We start from the raw sequence: 22,647 nt of genomic DNA, 5'->3' as shown, positions 1-22,647 counted from the left end.
ACGAACCCGATGGACGAGAACAAGAAGCGACCGACCGGACCCTGGGGCAAGAGCCTCGCGATGTGGGCGGTCATTCTGCTCGCGGTTGTTGTGCTCGTTTCCGTTTACAACGCGCCGCAGTCCCAGGGTGCGGTGCAGCAGCTTGCCTATTCGGAGTTCATCACCAAGGTGAACGAAGGCGCCGTCCGCGAGGTCGACATCCGCGGACAGGACATCGCGGGCCGCCTGACCAGCGGCGAGATGTTCAGCACCTATTCGCCGGGCGACCCCGGCCTCGTCGAACGGCTCGAAGCCTCGGGCGTCAAGTTCAAGGCGCAGCCGGAGGAAAGCCGCTCGCTGCTCGCCGCGATTCTCATCAACATCCTGCCGTTCCTCCTTATCCTCGGCATCTGGATCTTCGTGATGCAGCGGATGCAGAACGGTGCGGGTAAGGGCGCGATGGGCTTCGGCAAGAGCCGGGCCAAGCTGCTCACCGAAAAGCAGGGTCGCGTGACCTTCGACGATGTCGCAGGCATCGACGAAGCGCGCGAAGAGCTTGAAGAAATCGTCGACTTCCTGAAGGACCCGGGCCGCTTCTCGCGTCTCGGCGGCAAAATCCCGAAGGGCGCGCTGCTCGTGGGCAGCCCCGGCACCGGCAAGACGCTGCTCGCACGCGCCATCGCGGGCGAAGCGAACGTGCCGTTCTTCACCATTTCAGGCTCCGACTTCGTCGAGATGTTCGTCGGAGTCGGCGCGAGCCGCGTGCGCGACATGTTCGAGCAGGCGAAGAAATCCGCGCCTTGCATCATCTTCATCGATGAAATCGACGCGGTCGGCCGCCATCGCGGCGCCGGCCTCGGCGGCGGCAACGACGAGCGCGAGCAGACGCTGAACCAGCTTCTCGTCGAAATGGACGGCTTTGACGCCAACGAAGGCATCATCATCATCGCCGCGACGAACCGCCCGGACGTGCTCGATCCGGCACTGCTCCGCCCCGGCCGCTTCGACCGCCAGGTCGTCGTGCCGCGCCCGGATATCGAGGGCCGCGAGAAGATCCTGCGCGTCCACATGCGCAAAGTGCCGCTGGCGCCGGATGTCGAGGCGCGTACGATCGCGCGCGGCACGCCCGGCTTCTCGGGCGCTGACCTTGCAAACCTCGTCAACGAAGCGGCGCTGATGGCGGCCCGCAAGTCCAAGCGCCTCGTCGGCATGGCCGAGTTCGAGGAAGCCAAGGACAAGGTCATGATGGGCAGTGAGCGCCGTTCCATGATCATGACCGAGGACGAGAAGAAGATGACCGCCTATCACGAGGCCGGTCACGCCATCGTCGCGCTGCACGAGGCGGCGTCCGATCCCATCCACAAGGCGACGATCATCCCGCGCGGCCGCGCGCTCGGCATGGTGATGCGCCTGCCGGAGCGGGATCAGTACAGCTACCATCGCGACAAGATGCACGCGAACCTCGCCGTCTCGATGGGCGGCCGCGTCGCCGAAGAAATCATCTTCGGCTACGACAAGGTCTCCTCGGGCGCTTCGTCGGACATCCAGTACGCGACGGACCTCGCGCGCAGCATGGTCACGCAGTGGGGCATGTCCGACAGGCTCGGGCCGATGAAGCTCGCCGAGAACCAGGAAGAGGTCTTCCTTGGCCACAGCGTGACGAAGACGCAGAACGTGTCGGAGCAGACCGCCCAGATCATCGACGACGAGATCAAGGGCATCGTGATGCGCGGCTACGAACGGGCGAAAACGCTGCTCACCGAGAATAACGAGGAGTTGCACACGCTCGCCCAGGCGCTGCTCGAATACGAGACGCTCTCGGGCGACGAGATCAAGTCGCTGCTCGCCGGCGAAGGCGTGGACCGCGACCGCGGTTCCCGCAACCGGCCCACCGCGGCTTCGACCGGCGTGAGTGCCATTCCGAAGACCGGCAAGCGCGGCTTCGGCGGGGAGCCGAGCCCGCAGGGAGTCTAAACCGCGGCAGGCAAGAAAAAACGGACGGGGCGCTTCGGCGCCCCGTTTTCGTTCGGGCTTACTTCGCGCAGGCTTTGCGCGTTGCGATCTGCCACGCTTCGACGCGGCTGCGCAGGGCCTTCAGCGGCAGCGCGCCGCCGGAAAGAACCTGCTGGTGGAAGGCCGGCAGGTTGAAGCATTTGCCGAGCGCGGCTTCCGATTCCGCGCGCAGGGCCGCGATTTCGAGCCCACCGCTGTCGTATGAGGTGAGCTGGCCGGGGATGACGGCGATCCGGTCGAGCATGTCCGCAGCCGCAGCCTCGTCGAAGCGGCCGCTTTCGACGAGATAGGCCATGGCCTTCTCGCGGCTCCATCCGAATGCATGGATGCCCGGATCGACGACCATGCCGCGCGCCATCCACGCGCGCCGCGTGATGCCCGCGTAGGGCGTTTCATAAACGCCCAGTTCCTCCGCCAGCCGCTCCGAATAGCGCGCCCAGCCTTCGATGTAGGCGCCGACGAGGGGGATGCGGAGCAGCGGCACCTTTGCCGCCAGCTCCTGCGTCATGGCGATCTGCAGGTGATGACCGGGGATCGTCTCGTGCACGACCGTGATCTCGGCGCCGCCCTTCGTTTCGGTCTTCCAGTGATCGAGCGGCAGCATGTAGCGGCCGGGCTTCGAGGGATCAGGCTCGGGGATATAGTGTGCGGGAACGCCGCTACCCGCTTCCGTCGCGGGCAGCACTTCGATCGCGGCTGGCTGTTTTGGAAGCTGCTGGAAAGCTGCGGCGCTGAGTTTCGTCGTCCGTGCGAGGCCCCGCTTCGAAAAATCGACGAGTTCATCGGCGGTGGTGAAATGATTGTCCGGCGCATCCTTCACCGCGGCGAGCGTGGATGCGAGATCGGACGTGCCGAAGCGCTTGCCGCCGATCGCGATGATATCCTTGACGTTCTGCGCGACAGCCGCCTCGCCGACCGCCATGACCTCGGCAGGCGTGCGGTCCAGCGTCGTCGAGGCACGGAGAAGCGCCTGGTAGCAGGCGGCACCGTTCGGCAACGCTGAAAGCGCGATGCCTTCGCGCGCTTTCGGCAGATACTCCCCGGCGAGGAAATCGCGGTAGCGCTTCACGGCGCCGTGCACGCCTTCCGCGACGATCGTTTTGAAGCGCGCCTTGAAGGCGGCATCACTGTCGGCGCGGGCCGGGGCGTAGAAAGGAGACTGCTCGGCGGGCAGAGCAAGCAGCCGGTCGAGCTGGCCAATGACGCGCGTGACGACGGAGCGCGGAACGGCATAGCCTTGCTTCAGCCCCTCACGCAGGTTGGCGATATCCCGATCGACATAAGCGGGCAGGCTTTCCCAGCGCCGGATCGCATCTTCGCGCGCATCCGGCGTACCGGTGGCCTGCGCCTGCGCGAGGCGGGAAAAATTCACCTGCCAGCCGGTCATGTGGCTGATGCTCCACAGCGGTTGCTTGCAGACCCGCTGCGCGCGCGCGGCTTCTAGCCCATCGGCCATCAGCGCGTAGGAAGCGCGGCCGGCGTCGTCGAGCTTCGCTTCGTCCACGCCGTTCAGATCCTGCCACAGCCGATCCTCCTCGGCCGCGACGGTTTTCAGGCTTTCAGCATCGATGGGCGGCAATGCCGATTGGCGTGCACCCTCGATCCCGGAAAGCGGCACAAGCTCGGGGTAGGTGCGGAGCAGGAGCGTGATGTAACGGTCGGAGAGCGCGTCAATCGGGGACTGCGCAGCCGCTGCCTGTGGCAGCGCCGTGGACGCGAGTGCGAGCGCCGCGATCGTGAGCCCCGCCAAACCATGTCGCCTTATACGCATTACAACCCTCCCGCTTTTCCGTCGTCCCGTGCTCTCTATGGTGCGGTGAGGGAGGGGTGTGCAATCCCGGTAAAGACAAAATTTTCAAAAGCAGAGAATTGACGGCGGATTAGCCAGAACTCGCGCTCAGCTTGTATTCAGCCGGGTCGTCACATAGTCGAAACGATCGAATGGGATGGATAGGGAAGGGGGCTCTTATGCTGAAGCGTGCGCTGTTTGTAGCTCTGGTGCTGGCGTCGGGAACCGCCGCCGCGCAGACGGACCGGCCGAGCGAAGAGCTTTATGGCCGCTATGCGCCCGGCGGGGACTGTTCGAAGCAGCCGCGCATCGAGGTCGGCAAGACGGGCGTGTTCATCGATACGGCGGCGGGGCGGCAGGGGCCGCTTCCGGTCAGCGTCTGCTATTCCTGCGCGGGTGGCGCGCAGTACGAAGGCATCCAGCAATGGGTGTATGTGAAATACGGCAAGGACAAGTGGGGCGGGGACAATATGCCCGTCATCATGATGTTCAACGCGGAGGAAAAGCGCGGGCTCGTTTCGATCGAGCATGACAATACGCTGAAGACGCCCATCGGCGCACCGATGACGCAGGTGGTGCGTGCAAAGCTGTTCCGTCAGTGCGGCGCGGCGCTGCCCGCCGCGCCTTCGGCAGCCGCTGCCAAGCCCACGTCTGCGGCGGTTCCTCCAAAGCCTGCCGCGCCCGCGAAGACGCCTGCGGACGGTTTCGCGGCGGTGCTCGGCGGGCTGCTGAAGCCGGGCGAGTATGCGGCGAACAGCTTTTACGATTGGCGGCACATCGAAACCGCGCCGCATGTCACCTGGGCGGCGCTGCCACCCGAGATGCTCGACAAGCCGATGTCGAACGGCGAATATTTCCGCCGCGCGGGCATCGCCACCGTCGCGGGGCAACAATTGAAGGTGCTCGCGGGCGGCGCGCGCACGATGGTGATGAACCTCTATTTCAAGAACGAGGGGAAGCCGATCGGCACACCCGCCCTGCTCGCGGCGCTGAAGGGCGCGGGCTATACCGCGACGCTCGCGCGCTGCCCGAAGCTGAAGGGGCTGAACGCGCCGGTGTGGTATCGTCTTTCGGCGCCCGGCAAGCGCCCCGGCTATCTGTGGGTAACGGGCGCGCGGCCGCCGCAGCAGCCGTGGGAAGGCTTCAGTCTTTCGCTCGATGAGGCGCTGAAGCCGCTGACCCCGCGCGAGGCGGCTGTCTATACGGATCGCTGCGCGTAACCCTGACGATTCCGCGCGGATGGTCATGCCGCGCGCCAAGGGTTAAAGTCCCGCTCAAATCCATGCGTTTTGAGGGAGGCGCGTTGTGGCGACTGCAGCCATTCTGCCGGGCGAGGCAAAATCCATTGAAGCGATGACCGCGCTGCTCGCGCGGCAGCGTGCGGCATTCATGGCGGAATTGCCGGTGGGCGCGGCGGTTCGCAAGGATCGCCTGCGCCGCGCGGTCGACCTCGTGCTGACGCATCGGGACCGGTTCGTGAAGGCGCTCTCGGAGGATTTCGGCCATCGGAGCGCCGAGCAGACGCTGGTGACGGACATCATGTCCTCGGTGAAGCCCCTGAAACACGCGATCAAGCATCTCGACGCGTGGATGCGGCCCGAGCGGCGCAAGCTCGATTTTCCGCTCGGGCTGCTCGGGGCGAAGGCGGAGGTCGTTTATCAGCCCAAGGGCGTCGTCGGCATCATCAGCCCGTGGAATTTCCCGGTAAACCTCACCTTCGGGCCGCTCGCGGGCGTGTTCGCCGCGGGAAACCGGGCGATGGTGAAGCCGTCGGAGTTCACGCCCGTCACCTCCGCGCTGATGGCTGAGCTTGCTGCGCAGGCGTTCGACGAGAGCGAACTCGGCTTCGTCATCGGCGGGCCGGAGGTGGGCAAGGCGTTTTCCGGGCTGGCGTTCGATCACCTGATCTTCACGGGCGCCACGGCGGTCGCGAAGCACATCCTGCACGCCGCAGCGGACAATCTGGTGCCGGTGACGCTGGAACTCGGCGGCAAGTCACCCGTCATCGTCTCGCGCAGCGCCGATATCGCGCAAACGACGGAGCGTGTCGCGCTCGGCAAGATGATGAACGCGGGGCAGATCTGCCTTGCGCCCGATTATCTGCTCGTGCCCAGCGAGAAGGAGGGCGAGATCGTGGAGGGGCTGAAGACGGCGGCGGCGAAAATGTACCCCTCGCTCCTCGCGAACGACGACTACACGTCGGTGGTGAACGCACGCCATCGCGAGCGGCTGCAGGGCCTGCTTGATGATGCGACCGCGAAGGGCGCCGAGATCGTCACGGTGAATCCGGCGAACGAGGATTTCACGAACACCAATTCGAACAAGATGCCGCTCAGCATCGTGCGCAACGTTTCGGACGATATGCGCGTGATGCAGGAGGAGATTTTCGGGCCTGTGCTGCCGGTGAAGACCTACCGCGAGACGGACGAGGCGGTGGCATTCGTGAACGGTCGCGACCGTCCGCTCGGGCTTTATTATTTCGGAACGGACGGTGCGGAGGAACGCCGGGTGCTCGATCGTACGGTGTCGGGCGGGGTCACGGTGAACGACGTGATCTTCCATGTTTCGGCGGAGGATCTGCCGTTTGGCGGCGTGGGCCCGTCCGGCATGGGGAGCTACCATGGGGCTGACGGTTTCCGCACGTTCAGCCACGCGAAGAGCGTCTATCGCCAGCCGAAGCTTGACCTTGCGGGCCTCGCGGGCTTGAAACCTCCCTACGGGAAGAAAACCCGCGCCACACTCGCAAGGGAACTGAAGCCATGATCCTCCGCCGCATCGAAGGCCGCCGCCGTGATCTTGGAGGGGGCTTCGTGGTGCGGCGGGTGCTTCCGGTGGCGGGCCAGCGCATGGTCGGGCCGTTCATCTTCTGGGATCATTTCGGGCCGGTGGACTATGCGCCCGGCGAGCGTTTCGACGTGCGCCCGCATCCGCATATCAACCTCGCCACTGTGACGTATTTGTTCGATGGCGAGATCTTCCACCGCGACAGCCTGGGCAGCGCGCAGGCGATCCGCCCCGGCGCGGTGAACTGGATGACGACGGGGCGGGGCATCGTGCATTCTGAGCGCACCTCTCCCGAAGTGGAAGCCAGCGGCCAGCGCATGGAGGGCATTCAGGCGTGGGTGGCGCTCCCGAAAACGCACGAGGAGGTGGAGCCGAGTTTCGTGCATCACCCGGCGGACACGCTCCCGGTAATCGAGCAGGATGGTGCGCGGCTCACGGTGATCGCGGGCACGGCCTATGGCAAGCAATCGCCCGTGGGAGTGGTTTGGCCGACGTTCTATGTCGACGTGGACGCCAAGGCGGGGGCAAGCGTCGATGTCTGCACTGAACACGAGGAACGCGCGATCTATGTCGCGAGCGGCCGCATCGCGCTTACGGGCGGCGAGGTGGCCGAGGAAGCGACGATGCTCGTGCTCGAACCCGGCGCGAAGGTGGAATGGACGGCGGAGACGGATGCGCGCGTGCTGATGCTCGGCGGCAAGGCCATGGATGGGCCGCGCGAGATCTGGTGGAACTTCGTCTCGTCGCGTCCGCAGCGCATCAATCAGGCGATTGATGACTGGGAGGCGGACCGTTTCGGGCACATCCCCGGTGACGACGACGAGCGTATCCCGCTGCCGAGCGACCCGCGGCCGAAAGCATAGCGCCCGCGCCTGGAACGCCTTGTTTTGAACGCTGAGCCGCCCTATCGCTGGCTCGCGTCCGGGTCGTAGCTGCCCGGCTTTTGCCGGGATTGCTCGCGTGTTCCAGTCGGTCGGCCCTTTCCTGCGTTCTCTGCCCGCGCGCCTTCGCGAGGGGCTGAGGCGGCGCGGCGCGGGCATCCTGTTCGCGCTCTTTGTCGAAGGTCTTCTGGCGCTGCTGCTGCTGACGCTGGCGCCGTCGATCACCGAAAAGGTGGTGCCGATGGCGGTGTTCCGGCTCGACATGATCCGGGACGAGGAGCCCGAGAGCGAGGCGGAAGCTCCGGAAACGCAAAGCGCCGCAGCACAGCCGCCCGAGCAGAAGGCGCCGCCCACGCCGATCGAGCCCCCGCCGGTGCCGATCGAACTGCCGGTCATTCAGTTGTCGCGCGAGGAGATGGCGGCGACGGACATCGCAAACCTCCCGCCGCCGACGGCGCCCGCGCCGCGGCCCATGATGGGACCACCCGCACCGACGTTTGCCGGGGACAGCCAGCGTGTCGACGGGACGGGGCCGAACGGCGAGCCGCTTTATGCGGCGTCGTGGTACCGCGAACCTTATGATGACGAGCTGGCCGGCTATCTTTCGACGGCGCGCGGGCCGGGGTGGGGCCTCATCGCGTGCCGCACGGTGCAGGATTTCCGTGTCGAGGATTGCGTGGCGCTCGGCGAGTATCCGCAGGGATCGAACATCGCGCGCTCAGTGCTCGCCGCCGCATGGCAGTTCCGTGTGCGTCCGCCGCAGATCGGGGGACGGGCGATGGTCGGTGAATGGGTGCGCATCCGCATCGACTACGGCCTCGAACGGCGCGCGGCGCGGCACTAGACTTCAAAAGAAAACGGCGGCCCTTTCGGACCGCCGCTTCTTTCAGCGTATACGACTGGTTTACTTCGCCTTGCGGCGGCGCGCAGCGCGGAGACCTGCGAGGCCGAGACCGAAGAGAGCCAGCGCGGCCGGTTCCGGCGTATCGATGGGCGGCGGCGGCGGGATCAGATCGCCGGTGATGAGGACGTTGTCGATCTTCACCCAATCCTCGTAGTCGTCCCACGAATGCGTCTTCCACTTCGTGCACCGGCCCCAACGATCGGTTTTCGTGCACTCGGAGTAAGAGTAGGAGTTGTCTTTGGAGACCAGCTTGAAGATGAGGTCGAGCCCCGCGACATCCTTCACGTCGAGCGCGAGCGAGACATTGGTCCAGTTCCACGCGCCGTCGAGCGAAACCGAGTAGACGAGATCGCCGAAGTAGACTTCGAGAATGTCACCGGCTTCGGTTTCCCAGGGCTTGTAATCGAACCAAAGGACGATGTTCTCGTAGCCCGTGAGGTCGATGTCGTTCTGCGTGGCGGTGACTTCGCCGGCGGGATTTTCCTTAAGGCGCATCACCTGATCGCCGTAGCCGCGGGTGAAGAGATCAACCTCGCTGGTGTGGTTTTCAACCCAGCCGTTGCCGACAAAAGAGCCGACGCCGCGGTTGAAATTGTCCTGGAACAGAGTGGCCGCGCTCGCCGCGGTTGCGCCGGCCAGCAGGCCGATGGTGAGTGCGGAACCGAGCAGGCTCCGGGTCATCGTCGAACGCATCACAATCTCCATAACGCTATAGTAATGAATTGGCCTTGTTGTTCACATGAACAGCAACGACTGTGCCAATCGAGATTTTTCAACGCCTGTTATGGTTAATTACATTGCGGGATTATAGTGTTGTAATAAATCTCGACACTGTTCAAACCCGACCCAAGGTTTGGCCGGTGGGTCGCGAATGGGCGCGCAGCTTGGCGCAATAGGACAATACGCTGGCCTGTTTGGACGAGCGCCGTCGCTCTGGTCGCCTTATGAAGATGCGGCATTCGACTGATTTTCAAACCGCTATCGGAGAAGGGACGGCCTTAATGGCGCTGAAAGCAAATCTGATCCGCTGGCACCGCTGGGCTGGACTTGCGGCGGCGGCATTCTGGCTGGTGCAGGCGCTGACCGGCGTGCTGATCGTTTTTCACTGGGAAATCCGGGATGCGTTCATCCCCGGCACGCATCGGCAGACTGATCTTGCCGCGATCGAACGCACGGTCGCCGACCTGACCGAAGGTTCGGGCGCGCGGCTGGGCTCGATCTGGACAGGCGCGGGCGCGCCCGATCGCTATGACGTGAGCATCACGGGCGATGTGCCGGAGGCAAACCGCAGCGTGCGTATCGACGGCGCGGGGCAGATCCTCGTGGATGGCGATGGCACGGGGCCGGCGTCGTGGACAAGGCCTCTGGTGCGGATCCACCACAATCTGCTCGCCGGGGACACGGGAAGCTGGATCGTCGGGATCAGCGGCATCCTGCTGTTCACGAACATCCTTTCCGGGCTCTATATCGCGTGGCCGAAACGCGGCCAGTGGGCGCGCACGCTCCGTGTGCAACGCAAGGGTCAGGCGGCGGTTCGCCATTACAGCTGGCATCGCACGCTCGGCCTCCTCGTGGGTATCCCCGCGCTCGCAAGTGTGGCTGCGGGCGTGATGCTGACCTTCGGGGGCGGTGTGGAGCGCATCGTGCAGCCCGTGCCGATTGCCACCCCGGCGGATGCGCCGACGGGGGCAGCGCGCGTCGACCTTGCCGCAGCCGCCGAGACCGCGCTCGCGGCCTATCCCGGATCGACGCTCGCGGCGGTCTATCCGCCGGAGGGTGAAGGGCCGGTGTGGCAGATCCGGGTGACGCAGCCGGAGGAAGCGCGGCGGGCGTATGGCGCGACGCGCGTGTTCGTGAGTGCGGTGGACGGCAGCATTCTCGCGCGCTTCGACGCGCTCGATGCCGCGCCAAGCCGCGCGTTTGTGGATGGGCTGTTTCCATTCCACACGGGCGAGATGGGCGGGCTGGCCGGGCGCATCGCGGTTGCCGCGATCGGCGTTTGGCTTGTAACGATGATCATTGTCGGCATCCTGCTCTGGGCAGCGCGGCGAAAGATGAGGGTGCGATGAGTGTGTTCGTTCCACGGGCAAAGGGCGATGTCGCGACATTGATTGCCGCGCATCCGCTGGCGTGGGTTGTCTCGAACGGGCCAAGCGGTTTCGTTTCGACGCCGCTGCCGCTGCTTGCCGAGTGCGACAACGAGGGACGTGTGGTTGCGCTGTTCGGGCATTTCGCGAAGCGCAACCCGCAGGTTGCTGCACTGCAGGCCGATCCGCACGCCGCGATCCTTTTTCAGGGCGCGCAGGGTTACGTGTCGCCGCGTCTCGTTACCAATCCGACGTGGGGGCCGACGTGGAATTATGCCGTCGTGCGCTTCGAGACCGAGGTTGTGTTCGTGCCCGACGAAACGCCGAGCGCGGTCGAGCGGCTGGCGGCGCACCTCGAAGGGACCGGGCCCGGTGCATGGACGGTCGCGGAGATGGGCGCCCGTGCAGCGCCGATGCTGGACCATATCATAGCCTTCCGCGCGCGGGTGCTTTCGGAGCAGGCCACGTTCAAGCTGGGGCAGGACGAAAGCGCGCAAACCTTCGATGAAATCGTGACGCGGCATCCCGATCCGGCGCTCGCAGAAACCATGCGCGCTCAGGCCCGGAAGGAATGACGCCCGGCCCGATTGCGTGGGCAGGGCCGTAGCGGCATCAGTAAACTGCATCCTCCTTTGGGGGGACTGAGGCTATGGCGCGCGCGCCGACCCAATATCTGATCCGGAAGCCGCTCGCCGACGTGCGCAGCGATATCGACCGCCACGGTCTCCACCGTGCGCTCGGCCCCGTGCACCTCGTGCTTATCGGCATCGGGTGCATCATCGGCGCGGGCGTTTACGTGATGACCGGCACGGCGGCCGCGAATTATGCGGGGCCAGCAGTGATGCTGTCGTTCGTGTTCGCGGGGCTCGCCTGCGCGTTCACCGGGCTTTGCTATGCCGAACTCTCCTCGACGCTGCCGGTCTCCGGCGCCTCCTACAGCTATGCCTATGCAGCGCTTGGCGAGGCCTTCGCGTGGGGGCTCGGCTGGATGCTGATGCTTGAACTCGGGCTTGCCGGGTCCGCGCTCGCGGTGGGTGTTTCGGGCTATCTCGTCAGCCTGCTCGGCGATTTCGGCATTCACATCCCGGCGGTTCTGGCGACGCCTTACATCCGGCCAGCGGCGGGCGAGGCGGGCACCGCGTTCGTGACCGGCGGCGGCATCAACCTTGTTGCGACCGCGGCGGTGCTGCTGTTCGCCTTCATCCTGGTGCGCGGCGTCTCCCAGTCCGCGACGATCAACGCGGTGATGGTGACGGTGAAAGTGGGCGTGCTGCTTGCCTTCATCGCCTTTGGCCTGCCGCATGTCGATCCGGCGAACTGGAAGCCGTTCATCCCCGAAAACGAAGGCGGTTTCACCTACGGCTGGGCGGGTGTGCTGCGCGGCGCATCGATCCTGTTCTTCGCCTACCTCGGCTTCGAAGCGGTGGCGACCGCCGCGCTGGAGGCGAAGAAGCCGCAACGTGATATTCCGATCGGCATTCTCGGCGCGCTCGCCATCGCCACGGTCGTTTACATGGCAGTGGCTGCGGTGCTGACCGGCCTCGTCTCCTACAAGATGCTGAACGTGCCCGATCCGGTCGCGGTCGCCGTTTCGGCGATCGGGATGCCGGTGCTCAGCATCGTCATCAAGGTGGGTGCGCTCACGGGGCTCTGTTCGGTGCTGATGGTGAACACCTACGCGCATTCGCGCGTGTGTTACGCCATGTCGACGGACGGACTGCTGCCGCCGCTCTTCAGCCGCGTGCACGCGCGTTTCCGCACGCCGCACCAGGGCACGTGGTTTGTCGCACTGGCGGCAGGCATCGCCGCGGCGTTCCTGCCGATCTCGATGCTGGGTGATCTCGTCAGCCTCGGCACGGGCTGCGTGTTCATCACCGTGGCGATCAGTGTCATCTGGCTGCGCAGCACGCAGCCGGACCTGCCGCGCCCGTTCCGCGTGCCCTTCGGCGGCTTCCGCGTCGGGACGCTGTGGCTCGGCGTGGTGCCGATGCTCGCGCTCGTCTTCTGCGTACTTATGATGGCGCCCGTGGTGCTCGACATCATCCGCAAGGCGATGGTCGGCGAGTGGCTGCCGGCCACCATTCTCGGCCTCTACATCGCCTTCGGCATCGCCTTCTACCTTCTCTACGGCGTGCGCCATTCGCGCCTGCGCCGCGCACTTTCGGAAGCCTGAATCCATGAACCAGACGACAGCCGGGGTCGCCGATGACCTCGACCCCGACATTCGCCGTTTCCAGCGCGAGGTGGCTGCCGCCTACGGCCGCTATCCTGAATTCGAGCGCCTGCCGCTCGCCGAACGGCGGCGGATCGCGGAAGAGGTGCGCGCGCCGTGGGCGGCGGGTGGCCCCGCGATGTTCGGGACGGAAACGCTGAAAGTTGGTCCGCTGGATGTCAGGGTTCGCATCTATCGGCCGGACGCACGAGCGATGCTGCCTGTGCTGATGTACGTCCACGGCGGCGGCTGGACGATGTTCAGCCTGGATACGCATGACCGCTTGATGCGCGAATATGCGGCGCGGGCGGGCGTTGCCGTGGTGGGCATCGACTACAGCCTCTCGCCCGAAGCGAAGTTCCCGCTGGCGCTCGACGAAATCGTCTCGGTGGTGCGCTGGCTGCGCGTCGATGGCGCGGCGCACGGGCTTGATCCGCAGCGGATCGCGATCGGCGGCGATTCGGCGGGCGGGAACCTCTCGGTCGCCGCCAATCTCGCGCTGCTTCAAGATGGCGACGCACCGCTCTCCGCCATTCTGGTGAACTACGGCGCTTTCGATCAGCGGGCGGCCTATCCGAGCTATCAGCGCTACGACGGGCCCGAATACAATCTCACGACCGCCGAGATGGGCGTGTTCTGGACGAATTACCTGCGCGGGCCGCAGGACCGCGGCGCGCCGCTGGCTTCCCCTCTCTTGGCCGAGGTTAAAGGGCTGCCGCCGACATTCTTCGCCATTGCCGTCTGCGATGTGCTGGCGGACGAAAACCGGGCGATGGCGGACCGGCTGCGTGCCGCCGGTGTGCCGGTAACGCTACGCGAATACGCGGGCGCCACCCACAGTTTCCTGGAAGCCGTCTCGATCTCGCCGCTGGCCGACCGCGCGCTTGCCGAAGCCTCGACATGGTTGACGGGGCAGATTTGCATAGATAATGATAATAACTCGCAATAATGGCCTGATCTCGATACAGTTAGACCCTGCGCCGAGACGCCGTTCGGGTCCGGCGGGAGTAATCTGGGCCTCATAATCAACATGAGGTTCGAAACTTCATTTCGTCAAAAGGGGGAATGCAATGACCGTTCATGACCGGACGCTGAAAACGCTGCTGCTTGCCGGGGCGGCACTCACCGGGTTCACCGCGCTTCCCGCAATGGCGCAGGAGGCCGCGCCTGCGGGCGCTTCCATCGAAACCACCCGCACGACGGTGGACGGGGAAGACATGATCGTCGTCACCGCGCGCAACTATGTGCCCGAAGGCAGCGCGACGGCGAGCAAGACCGACATCCCGCTCATCGAGACGCCGCAGTCGATCTCGGTGGTGACGCGCGACCAGATCGACCTGCTGAACTTCATCGATGCGCAGCAGGCCGTGCGCTACACGGCCGGCGTGTTCGGCGAGAATTACGGCCCCGATCTCCGCTTCGACTTCTTCACTGTCCGTGGTTTCACGCCGAAGCAGTACATCGACGGCCTCGCGGCGCCGATCTCCACCTCGATCTATTCGGTCGGTGTCGATCTCTACGCCTTTGAATCGCTCGACCTGCTGAAGGGACCGGCCTCGGTACTCTACGGCAATGCCCCTCCCGGCGGTATCTACAATCAGGTCAGCCGCCGCGCGCAGAGCAGCTTTGGCGGAGAGATCAGCGCCAAGTACGGCGAAGACGATTACAAGCAGCTCGCCGCCACGATGACGGGGCCGGTTTCTAATTCGGTGGATGCGCGCTTCACGGTGCTTTACCGGGATCGCGATGCGGAGCGCGATCACGTATCCGCGAAGCGCTTGACGGCGGCGCCGACGCTGACGTGGCGCCTTGGCGACAACACATCGATCACCGGCCTTGGCTATTATCAGTACGACGAAGTCCGCGGCGATACGAACGGCTTCCTGCCTGTTTACGGCACGCTGCTCGACAACCCCGTCGGCAAGGTGAAGCGGAGCGTCAACCTCGGCGATCCGAGCAACCTCTACGAGCGGCGGCAGTTCGCGCTCGGCTGGGATTTCCGGCATGAATTTTCCGAAAGCCTGAAATTCAGCTCGAACACCAAATGGAGCGAATACAAGGAGCGGACGCCCACGGGCATCTATGGCGGCGGCGGTCTCGTCAACACGACAAATCCGCTTGATCCGAGCTATTATCGTACGGTGCAGCAATACAACTTCAGCTACGCCGAAGATGTGACGAGCTTCGCCACCGACAACCGGATCGACACGAATTTCGCCACCGGCGGAGCGGAGCATAAGTTGCTGGTGGGCGTCGATTACCGGAATGTCTACAACAAGGCGGATTTCGGTTTCATCTTCGCCAACACGATCGATCTGTTTGATCCGGTCTACGCGCCTCAGGCCAATTACACGCCTGGTTATCCATTCTCTTTCAACAATCAGCGGCTGAAACAGACCGGCATTTATGCGCAGGATCAAATTCAGTTTGGCAACTTCTACCTTACGGCCGGCGGCCGATACGATTGGGTAAAGATAGAGGCGATTGCCACGAGTGCGGAAACCAAACAGGACAAATTCACATACCGCGTTGGTGTCAATTATGTCGCCGATAGCGGCATCGCACCTTATCTGAGCTATGCCACATCATTCGAACCGACAATCGGGACAAATGACCAGGGCGACCCCTATGACCCGACCACGGGCCGCCAGATTGAAGGCGGCATCAAGTATGACGCTCGCGGTTTGGGAGATGACGTTAAACTGTTTGTGACGGCCGCAGCCTTCCAGATCAAACAGAAGAACCTTGTTTCCTCTCAAGTGGGCTCTACGGGCGTGCCGATTGGCAATGTCCAATCCGGTGAGGTCGAAGTCTATGGCGGCGAAGTGGAAATTGTCTCTCGTATTCGAGAGCAATTATCGATCAATGGATCGTACAGCTACAATCATAGCGAGGTGAAGAAGAGCCTGTTTGGCGATGCGGGCGCGGTTCTGCCGACAACGCCGAAGCATAAATTGTCGCTCTTCGTCGATTATACGATTCAGCAGGGTTCGCTCGGCGGGCTCGGTTTCGGAATCGGAGGACGATATACGAGCAAGAGCGCTGGCGGCTTCCCGAGCGGAGGTCAGGTGTTCTGGGGTGAAAGCGCGACGTTGTTCGATGCGATCGTCCACTACGATACGCCGGAATGGCGCTTTGCAATCAATGGGTCCAATATCTTCGACAAGACCTACGTGGCGCGGTGTGCGGGTGTAGCCAGCTGCACTTACGGCGCGGGGCGCCAGGTCATTGGAACGGTGACACGCAAGTTCTGATCTGTATGCGTAAGCCTGGGGTGAGGCGGTAAATGGGGGATGACATGAACAGACGCGGGACGCGGCGCCATGTCATCCTCGCGCTTGCCGCCGCAGCCCTCTTCGCGTCCCCGGTCGCCGCGAAGAAAAAGGAGGAGGAGCGTCAATCCTCCCCGCTTTCTCCGTCCGCGACGGACTCGTGGCCGAGCACGTACAGGCCGCTGCCGCGCGCGGACATGCTGATCACCGGCGCCACGATCCTCGATGGCGCCGGTGGTCGCCATGACGCAGCCGACGTGCTGGTGCGGGATGGGCGCGTGGTCGCCGTGGGCCGCAATATCGATGCAGGCGGCGCAACTGTCGTCGACGGGCGCGGCAAATGGGTGACGCCCGGCATAATCGACGTGCACAGCCACAACGGCACCTTCGTGGTGCCCTTGACGTCGGTGGACGAGCATGGCTCCGACGTCACCGAGATCAGCGATCCCAATGCCGCCGAGACGTGGATCGAGCACGCGGTGAATGCTCAGGATATCGCCTTTGATCGTGCGCTTGCGGGCGGCGTGACGACGCTGCAGATTCTGCCTGGATCCACGACGATCATTGGCGGACGCTCTGTGGTTTTGAAGACGGTTCCCGCCGTCACAATGCAGGGCATGAAGTTTCCGGACGCGCCGCAGGGTCTGAAGGTCGCCTGCGGTGAAAATCCAAAACTCTATTACGGCGGACGCGGGGCTGCGCCGAACAGCCGTCAGGGCGAACTCGCGATGTTCCGCACGGCTTTTTCCGCCGCGCAGGATTATCTCGAAAAGTCTCGCGGCGATGCGCGGGGCAAGGGCGGCGGTCAAAAGGGGCCGCGCAATCTCGAACTTGAAACGCTCGCAGGCGTGCTCACCGGAGACATCCGCGTGCAGGCGCATTGCTACCGCGCGGACGACATGGCGGTGATGCTGGGTCTTGCGCGCGAATTCGGTTTTCAGATCGCGGCGTTTCACCACGCGACCGAAGCCTACAAGATTCCCGCGATGCTGCGCGAGGCCCGGACATGCGCGGCGGTCTGGTCCGACTGGTGGGGCTTCAAGGTGGAAGCGCAGGACGCGATCCGCGAAAATGCAGCGTTCGTGGAGGCTGCAGGTGTCTGCGCGATGATGCATTCGGATTCGCCGCAGGTGGGGCAGCGCCTCACGATCGAGGCCGCGAAGGCCGCGGGTGCAGGGCGCCGCGCGGGCGTTTCCCTGCCGCCCGAAACGATCATCCGCTGGGTGACGAGCAACCCCGCGAAGGCGATGGGTCTGGACGACCGTATCGGCACGCTAGCGCCCGGATACAATGCCGATCTCGTGCTGTGGTCCGGCGATCCGTTCAGCATCTACAGCCACGCCGACCGGGTCTATATCGATGGCGCGCTCGTCTACGATCGTGCGAACCCGGCATACCGGCCGCGCCGCGATTTCGAGATCGGCCGCACGGAGGCCGCGCCGCGATGAAACCCGTTCTTGCTGCCCTCGCGATGTTTGTGGCGCTTCCCGCGCATGCGGAAACCGTCGCGATTGTGAACGCCCGCGCGTGGACGATGACGGCGGAGACGCCGATCGAAAATGCGACGATCGTGGCGCGTGACGGGAAGGTCGTTTCCGTTGTGGGTGCGGGTTCTGTTCCCGCCGGTGCACGGGTGATTGATGCGGCGGGCCGCATCGTGACACCGGGCCTTGTGAATGCCGCGACGCAGCTCGGGCTCACCGAGGTTTCGGGCGCGCGCGAGACCAACGATCAGTCGGTCGCAAGCGGTGCGCTCGGCGCGGCATTCGACATCCAGTACGCGCTCAACGCCAATTCGGCGCTCGTCGCGCAGGCGCGCGCGGACGGCGTGGCCGAGGCGATGGTGTTTCCGGGCGGCTCCGCCGCTGCGCCGTTTCAGGGGCGCGGCGCGCTTGTCCATCTGAAACCCGACGGTGACATTCTCGATCGCGCGCAGGCGGCGCTCTTCGTTCGCGTCGGCAGCGGCACGTCGGAGCAGGCGGGCGGATCGCGGGCGGCCCAGTGGCAGCTCGTCCGCAATGCGCTCGACGAGGCGCGCGCACCGCAGGGCATCGATCCGCGCGAGCGCCTGCTCGGCCGCCTCGACCGCGCGAGCCTTGCGCCCGTGCTCGACCGGCGCATTCCACTGGTGATCGCCGCCGAGCGTGAATCGGATATCCGGCAGGCAATTGCGCTCGCCGATGATTACGGCATTCGCATCGTCATCCTCGGCGGCGCGGAGGCGTGGCGCGCGAAGACGGACCTCGCCGCAAAGCGAATTCCGGTTATTCTCGATCCTATGCTCAATCTGCCGCTCAGCTACGACCAGATCGGCGCGCGCCTCGATAATGCCGCGCTGCTTTCGAATGCGGGCGTGCGGATTGCATTCACCGTGCCCGGTTTCGGCATCCATCTCAGCTACAATGCGGGCTCCGCGCTGCGTGAAGGGGCGGGGATCGCCGCCGCGCATGGGCTTCCCTACGCGGCCGCGCTGCTTGCGATCACGCGCAGTGGCGCCGAGATATGGGACGTGGACGCGCGGCAGGGCAGCATCGCGCCCGGCAAGGCCGCCGATCTCGTGATCTGGGACGGCGATCCGCTGGAGCCGTCCTCCGGCCCTGCCATCGTGCTGATCGGCGGGCGCGAGGCGCCGGACACATCACGGCAGGCGGCGCTGCGCGAACGCTATCGGCCGGACGCAGAAACACCTCTGCCACCGGCATACCGATGAGACGTTTTCTCTTCCTTGGCGCACTGATCGCGTGGCCCTCCGCTGCGCACGAACCCGGCGAACTCGGGCTTCCCATGTTGGCACCCAGCGCGCAGACCGCGGTGCCGGTCGCCACGATGCCGCGCACGCAGCCGCCCGGGCAAACGCTGCCCATGAAGCCGTCGCGGCACATCGCCTTCGAAACGCAGGAGGCGACCTGGGCGTCGTTGTCGCTGTCGCCGGACGGCAAGACGATTGCCTTCGACATCCTGGGCGATCTTTATGTGATGCCGGTGTCGGGCGGGCGCGCAAAACCGATCGCGCGCGGTATGGCTTTCGAAACGCAGCCGGTGTTTTCGCCTGACGGAAAGTGGCTCGCGTTCGTCAGCGATCGTTCGGGACCGGAAAACCTGTGGGTGATGCGCCCTGATGGATCGGGCGCGCGGCAGATCAGTTACCGCGATGGCGACCAGCCGCTCATGTCCCCAGCTTGGAGTGCGGACGGCAGCACGATTTATGCGACGCGATTCCGCCCCGATCGCGGCGCCTACGAATTGTGGAAGCACCCCGTCTCCGGGGGCGCGGAAACATTGGTGCGACCGAGCCGGGACGAGGCGACCGGCAGCCTCCAGCATTCGATTGATGTGAATGTTTCGCCCGACGGCAGGTATCTCTATTTCGCGGCGCTTTCCGGCAGCGCAGGTTTCGATGGCGTTCCCGAATGGACGATCCGGCGCCGCGATCTCGCGACGGGCGCGGAAAGCGTGATCCTGCCTGAACCGGCGAACCGGCGCGGCGGGCCCGCGGGCGCATTCTTCCGGCCCGTGGTCTCGCCGGACGGCAAGACGCTGGCTTATGCGACGCGCCGCGATGGCGGCACCGCGCTTCATGTGCGCGACCTCGAGACGGGTGCCGACAGGCAGCTCGCATTTCCCGTGCAGCGCGATGTGACCGAGGCATCGGCATGGCAGGATCTGTTTCCCGGCTATGCCTTCACACGCGACGGCAAGGCGCTCCTCATCAGCGGCAATGGACGGATCGAACGCATCGACATTGCATCGGGAACGCGAACGAACATCGCTTTCAGCGCGAAGGTCGATATGGAAATGGGCGCTTTGCAGGCGCCCGATATTCGCCAGGAAACCGGCCCGGTTCGCGCGCGGCTGATCCAGACGCCTGCGCTCTCGCCGGATGGGCGCACGCTTGCGTTCTCCGCGCTTGGCCGTGTGTATCTGATGCCTGCGGACGGCAGCGCGAAACCGCGCCGCCTGACGTCCGGCGGCGATCCCGAATTCCATCCGGCATGGTCGCCGGACGGGAGGAGCCTCGCCTTTGTCACGTGGACCGCGAAGGGCGCGGGGCATGTGTGGGCTGCGCCGCTTGATGGTACGCCGCGCCGCTTGAGCGCCGCGGCCGATTATTACACGAACCCCGTGTTTACGCCGGACGGCACCGCCGTTCTCGCGCTGCGTTCCTCGCAGGCGGCGCGCCTGCTCACCTACATGGAATTCGGCAACCAGCGGCAGGCGACGCTCGTGTCGCTTCCCGTGGCGGGCGGGCCCGCGCGCGAGATTCTGACCGATACGATGGGCGGCAAACCGCATTTCGCGGCCAGTCCCGGCGAGGCGTATCTGCAATTCGCGGATGGTTTGAATGCGGTCGACTTGTCGAGCGGGAAGCGTCGTCGTGTGGTCTCCATCGTTGGGCCGGGCTATTATTTCGTTGAAGGGCCGGTGCCGGTCGACGATGTCCGCATCAGTCCGGATGGGACGCACGCCATCGCGATCATCGCGCAGCAATTGCACCTCGTCGATCTGCGGGGGAATCCCGACGGCAAGGTTGACCTTCTGACGCCCGATCCTTCGCGCCGTCGGCTTTCCGATGTCGGCGCCGATTTTCTGGACTGGGCGGATGGCGGACGCACGATCACGTGGGCGGTCGGATCTACCTTTTACCGGATGCCGCTCGATGGCGGGAAGCCGACGACGACGGAAATGGTTGTGGAGGTGCCGCGCGATACGCCATCCGGGCGTCTGCTGCTGAGCGGCGCGCGCGCGATCACGATGAACGGCGACGCGGTGATCGAGGATGCGGATATCCTGATCGATGGCGACAGGATCGCGGCGGTGGGCGCGCGCGGGTCGATTGCTGTTCCTTCGGATGCCGTCGTTCGCGATGTGCGCGGCAAGACGATCGTACCGGGCTTCATCGATACGCATGATCATGTCGCGGACGTGCGCCGCGATGTGCTGGATATGCAGCCGTGGGGCCCGGCGGCGCGGCTCGCCTACGGGATAACGACGGCATTCGACCCTTCGACGCTCACGATCGACGGGCTTGCCTACGAGGATCTGATCGATGCCGGGCTTGCGATCGGATCGCGTATGCCCTCCACCGGCACGGCGCTGTTCTCGTTCAACCGGTTCAATTCACTGGATGAGGTGCGCGCTGTCCTGCGCCGCTACCGCGATCACTACCGCACGTTCAACATCAAGGAATATCGTGCCGGCGATCGCCGCGTGCGCCAGTGGATCGCGATGGCCGCGCAGGAACTCGGTATGCTCGCCACAACCGAAGGCGCGCTTTCGCTGAAGCTCGAACTCAGCCAGATCATCGACGGTTACGGCGGCAGCGAACATGCCTTTCCGGTAACGCCACTTGGCAAAGACATGATCGAATTCGTCGCGCGCAGCGGCAGCGCCTATACGACAACGCTGATGATCTCACACGGCGGCCCGCCGGGTCAGGATTATTTCATCGCGCGCGACAACCAGCACGACGACCCGAAATACCGCCGCTTCACGCCGCACTTCGCGGCCGATACGAAAATGCGTTCGCAGCGCTGGCACATCGATTCAGACTACAGCTTCCCGGCGGTCGCCGCAGGCGCGGCGGCGATCCAGCGTGCGGGCGGCACAGTGGGCATCGGCGCGCACGGTGAGCTGCCCGGCATCGGTTATCACTGGGAGATGGAAGCCCACGCGATGGGCGGAATGACCCCCACCGAAGTGCTGCGCGCGGCGACGATCGGCGGGGCAAAAACGATTGGACGCGATGCTCAATTCGGCAGCATTGAAGCGGGCAAATATGCCGACCTCGTCATCCTCGATGCCGATCCACGCACGGATATCCGGAATGCGCGGCGCATCGCGCAGGTCATGAAAAACGGCCGCCTCTACGACGGCGCGACGCTGGACGAGGTCTGGCCGCGCACACGGGCGCACGAAACGTCGTGGTTTGCTGAAAGGTGAGGGCGCTCAGCCGCTGACGTATTGGCTCGGCGGGACACCGAATGAGCGGTGGAACATCGCGGTGAATGCGCTCGGGCTTTCATAGCCAACATCATAAGCGACGTTGGTGACCGAGACGCCCGACGCGAGCAGCGACAGAGCCTCCATCAGGCGCACCTGCTGCCGCCATGTGGCGAGGCCCATGCCCGTCTGCTGCTTGAACAGACGCGTGAAGGTGCGTCGGCCCATGTTCGCAAGGTGCGCCCAGTCGTCAATGTCGCGCGGGTCCGCAGGGTCATCAAGAATGGCCTGGCAGACCCTGAGCAGGCGGCTGTCCGAGGGCATGCGCGCCATCACCGGGATGTTCGGCATGTGCTGGATTTCTTCGAGCAGCAGCCGGACGATCCGCCCCTCGCGGCCTTCCTCGTCATAGGCGGGCTGGAAGCCGAAAACCTCCTGGATGAGCGCACGCACGAGCGGCGAGACTTCGAAGACGCGGCAGGCGTGCGGCAGGTATTCAATATCTGGATCGATGAAGACCGTGTGGATGTTCACGGGGCCGCGGCAGATCGCCTTGTGCCGCATGCCTGCGGGAAGCCAGATCGCACGCTGCGGCGGAAGCACGAAGCTCGAATGATCCGTGATGAACAGCATCACGCCGGAGTTGGCATAAGAGAGCTGCGCGCGATCGTGCGAATGGAAGGGATCGACGAAACCTGCCGGATAATTATCCTCGAAGCCCATGACGGGCCTGAGTTCGAGGGGGTAATCCGTGCTCCGCTTCATTGGCCCATTTCCGATAAACAG

16 protein-coding genes are annotated in these 22,647 nt (G+C 64.8%); 13 read left to right on the top strand and 3 right to left on the bottom strand.

Going from position 1 to position 22,647, the window contains the following annotated elements; all coding sequences use genetic code 11:
- Positions 1-9 precede the first annotated feature (9 nt).
- On the top strand, positions 10-1,953 hold the full coding sequence (gene ftsH, locus DFR51_RS12490) for an ATP-dependent zinc metalloprotease FtsH (protein WP_121051698.1): 1,944 nt from the start codon (positions 10-12) through the stop codon (positions 1,951-1,953).
- 58 nt (positions 1,954-2,011) lie between these two features.
- Here ftsH and DFR51_RS12485 read toward each other — a convergent pair whose 3' ends face one another.
- The gene (locus tag DFR51_RS12485) at positions 2,012-3,742 is read right to left on the bottom strand and encodes a DUF885 domain-containing protein (RefSeq protein ID WP_160119273.1); all 1,731 of its coding nucleotides are present in this window, start codon (positions 3,740-3,742) and stop codon (positions 2,012-2,014) included.
- A gap of 218 nt (positions 3,743-3,960) precedes the next feature.
- On the opposite strand from DFR51_RS12485, the gene DFR51_RS12480 reads away from it, so the two are divergent.
- The 4 genes from DFR51_RS12480 (at position 3,961) to DFR51_RS12465 (ending at position 8,290) form a co-directional block, all read left to right on the top strand.
- Entirely contained in the window at positions 3,961-5,001 is a 1,041-nt protein-coding gene (locus tag DFR51_RS12480; protein WP_121051694.1) for a hypothetical protein, read from the top strand.
- Positions 5,002-5,134: 133 nt separating this feature from the next.
- Complete coding sequence (locus tag DFR51_RS12475; protein WP_121052460.1) at positions 5,135-6,544, top strand: coniferyl aldehyde dehydrogenase; 1,410 nt, start codon at positions 5,135-5,137, stop codon at positions 6,542-6,544.
- Complete coding sequence (locus tag DFR51_RS12470) at positions 6,541-7,428, top strand: pirin family protein (RefSeq protein WP_121051692.1); 888 nt, start codon at positions 6,541-6,543, stop codon at positions 7,426-7,428. Before DFR51_RS12475 ends, DFR51_RS12470 begins: the two co-directional genes overlap by 4 nt.
- Before the next feature lie 97 nt (positions 7,429-7,525).
- Positions 7,526-8,290 (top strand): hypothetical protein, encoded by a 765-nt coding sequence (locus DFR51_RS12465; RefSeq protein WP_121051690.1) that lies wholly within the window; start codon positions 7,526-7,528, stop codon positions 8,288-8,290.
- A gap of 60 nt (positions 8,291-8,350) precedes the next feature.
- Here DFR51_RS12465 and DFR51_RS12460 read toward each other — a convergent pair whose 3' ends face one another.
- Positions 8,351-9,043, bottom strand: a complete 693-nt coding sequence (locus DFR51_RS12460; RefSeq protein WP_197723643.1) for a PEP-CTERM sorting domain-containing protein — start codon at positions 9,041-9,043, stop codon at positions 8,351-8,353.
- Between the two features lie 308 nt (positions 9,044-9,351).
- On the opposite strand from DFR51_RS12460, the gene DFR51_RS12455 reads away from it, so the two are divergent.
- The 8 genes from DFR51_RS12455 (at position 9,352) to DFR51_RS12420 (ending at position 21,861) form a co-directional block, all read left to right on the top strand.
- Entirely contained in the window at positions 9,352-10,419 is a 1,068-nt protein-coding gene (locus tag DFR51_RS12455) for a PepSY-associated TM helix domain-containing protein (protein ID WP_160119272.1), read from the top strand.
- A complete protein-coding gene (locus tag DFR51_RS12450; protein ID WP_121051684.1) occupies positions 10,416-11,012 on the top strand; it encodes an FMN-binding negative transcriptional regulator in 597 nt (198 codons plus the stop codon). The genes DFR51_RS12455 and DFR51_RS12450 overlap by 4 nt, the downstream gene beginning before the upstream one ends.
- A 74-nt stretch (positions 11,013-11,086) precedes the next feature.
- Positions 11,087-12,610, top strand: a complete 1,524-nt coding sequence (locus DFR51_RS12445; RefSeq protein WP_121051682.1) for an APC family permease — start codon at positions 11,087-11,089, stop codon at positions 12,608-12,610.
- A gap of 4 nt (positions 12,611-12,614) precedes the next feature.
- Positions 12,615-13,598: an alpha/beta hydrolase gene (locus DFR51_RS12440; protein ID WP_121051681.1), complete on the top strand. Its 984-nt coding sequence runs from the start codon at positions 12,615-12,617 to the stop codon at positions 13,596-13,598.
- A gap of 121 nt (positions 13,599-13,719) precedes the next feature.
- Positions 13,720-15,903 (top strand): TonB-dependent siderophore receptor, encoded by a 2,184-nt coding sequence (locus tag DFR51_RS12435; RefSeq protein WP_121051679.1) that lies wholly within the window; start codon positions 13,720-13,722, stop codon positions 15,901-15,903.
- A 44-nt stretch (positions 15,904-15,947) separates the two neighbouring features.
- Complete coding sequence (locus DFR51_RS12430) at positions 15,948-17,369, top strand: amidohydrolase (RefSeq protein WP_121052458.1); 1,422 nt, start codon at positions 15,948-15,950, stop codon at positions 17,367-17,369.
- Positions 17,366-18,631 carry an amidohydrolase family protein gene (locus DFR51_RS12425; RefSeq protein WP_121051677.1) on the top strand — a complete coding sequence of 422 codons (1,266 nt, stop codon included), beginning with the start codon at positions 17,366-17,368 and terminating at the stop codon, positions 18,629-18,631. The genes DFR51_RS12430 and DFR51_RS12425 overlap by 4 nt, the downstream gene beginning before the upstream one ends.
- Positions 18,628-21,861: an LpqB family beta-propeller domain-containing protein gene (locus DFR51_RS12420; protein ID WP_121051675.1), complete on the top strand. Its 3,234-nt coding sequence runs from the start codon at positions 18,628-18,630 to the stop codon at positions 21,859-21,861. Before DFR51_RS12425 ends, DFR51_RS12420 begins: the two co-directional genes overlap by 4 nt.
- A gap of 6 nt (positions 21,862-21,867) precedes the next feature.
- On the opposite strand, the gene DFR51_RS12415 is transcribed toward DFR51_RS12420, so the two are convergent.
- Positions 21,868-22,626 carry an AraC family transcriptional regulator gene (locus DFR51_RS12415; protein ID WP_121051672.1) on the bottom strand — a complete coding sequence of 253 codons (759 nt, stop codon included), beginning with the start codon at positions 22,624-22,626 and terminating at the stop codon, positions 21,868-21,870.
- Positions 22,627-22,647 lie beyond the last annotated feature (21 nt).

Source organism: Sphingosinicella microcystinivorans (genome assembly GCF_003634215.1).
Classification (GTDB): Bacteria; Pseudomonadota; Alphaproteobacteria; order Sphingomonadales; family Sphingomonadaceae; genus Sphingosinicella; species Sphingosinicella microcystinivorans.
The sequence above is the reverse complement of the archived record's forward strand: the minus strand, read 5'-3'. Positions and strand labels throughout refer to the sequence as shown.

Bases quoted from the DNA above. Each gene is read 5' to 3' on its own strand.
- ftsH (WP_121051698.1), top strand. From the start codon at position 10: ATGGACGAGAACAAGAAGCGACCGACCGGACCCTGGGGCAAGAGCCTC.
- DFR51_RS12480 (WP_121051694.1), top strand. From the start codon at position 3,961: ATGCTGAAGCGTGCGCTGTTTGTAGCTCTGGTGCTGGCGTCGGGAACC.
- DFR51_RS12475 (WP_121052460.1), top strand. From the start codon at position 5,135: ATGACCGCGCTGCTCGCGCGGCAGCGTGCGGCATTCATGGCGGAATTG.
- DFR51_RS12470 (WP_121051692.1), top strand. From the start codon at position 6,541: ATGATCCTCCGCCGCATCGAAGGCCGCCGCCGTGATCTTGGAGGGGGC.
- DFR51_RS12460 (WP_197723643.1), bottom strand. From the start codon at position 9,043: ATGCGTTCGACGATGACCCGGAGCCTGCTCGGTTCCGCACTCACCATC.
- DFR51_RS12455 (WP_160119272.1), top strand. From the start codon at position 9,352: ATGGCGCTGAAAGCAAATCTGATCCGCTGGCACCGCTGGGCTGGACTT.
- DFR51_RS12450 (WP_121051684.1), top strand. From the start codon at position 10,416: ATGAGTGTGTTCGTTCCACGGGCAAAGGGCGATGTCGCGACATTGATT.
- DFR51_RS12445 (WP_121051682.1), top strand. From the start codon at position 11,087: ATGGCGCGCGCGCCGACCCAATATCTGATCCGGAAGCCGCTCGCCGAC.
- DFR51_RS12440 (WP_121051681.1), top strand. From the start codon at position 12,615: ATGAACCAGACGACAGCCGGGGTCGCCGATGACCTCGACCCCGACATT.
- DFR51_RS12435 (WP_121051679.1), top strand. From the start codon at position 13,720: ATGACCGTTCATGACCGGACGCTGAAAACGCTGCTGCTTGCCGGGGCG.
- DFR51_RS12430 (WP_121052458.1), top strand. From the start codon at position 15,948: ATGAACAGACGCGGGACGCGGCGCCATGTCATCCTCGCGCTTGCCGCC.
- DFR51_RS12425 (WP_121051677.1), top strand. From the start codon at position 17,366: ATGAAACCCGTTCTTGCTGCCCTCGCGATGTTTGTGGCGCTTCCCGCG.
- DFR51_RS12420 (WP_121051675.1), top strand. From the start codon at position 18,628: ATGAGACGTTTTCTCTTCCTTGGCGCACTGATCGCGTGGCCCTCCGCT.
- DFR51_RS12415 (WP_121051672.1), bottom strand. From the start codon at position 22,626: ATGAAGCGGAGCACGGATTACCCCCTCGAACTCAGGCCCGTCATGGGC.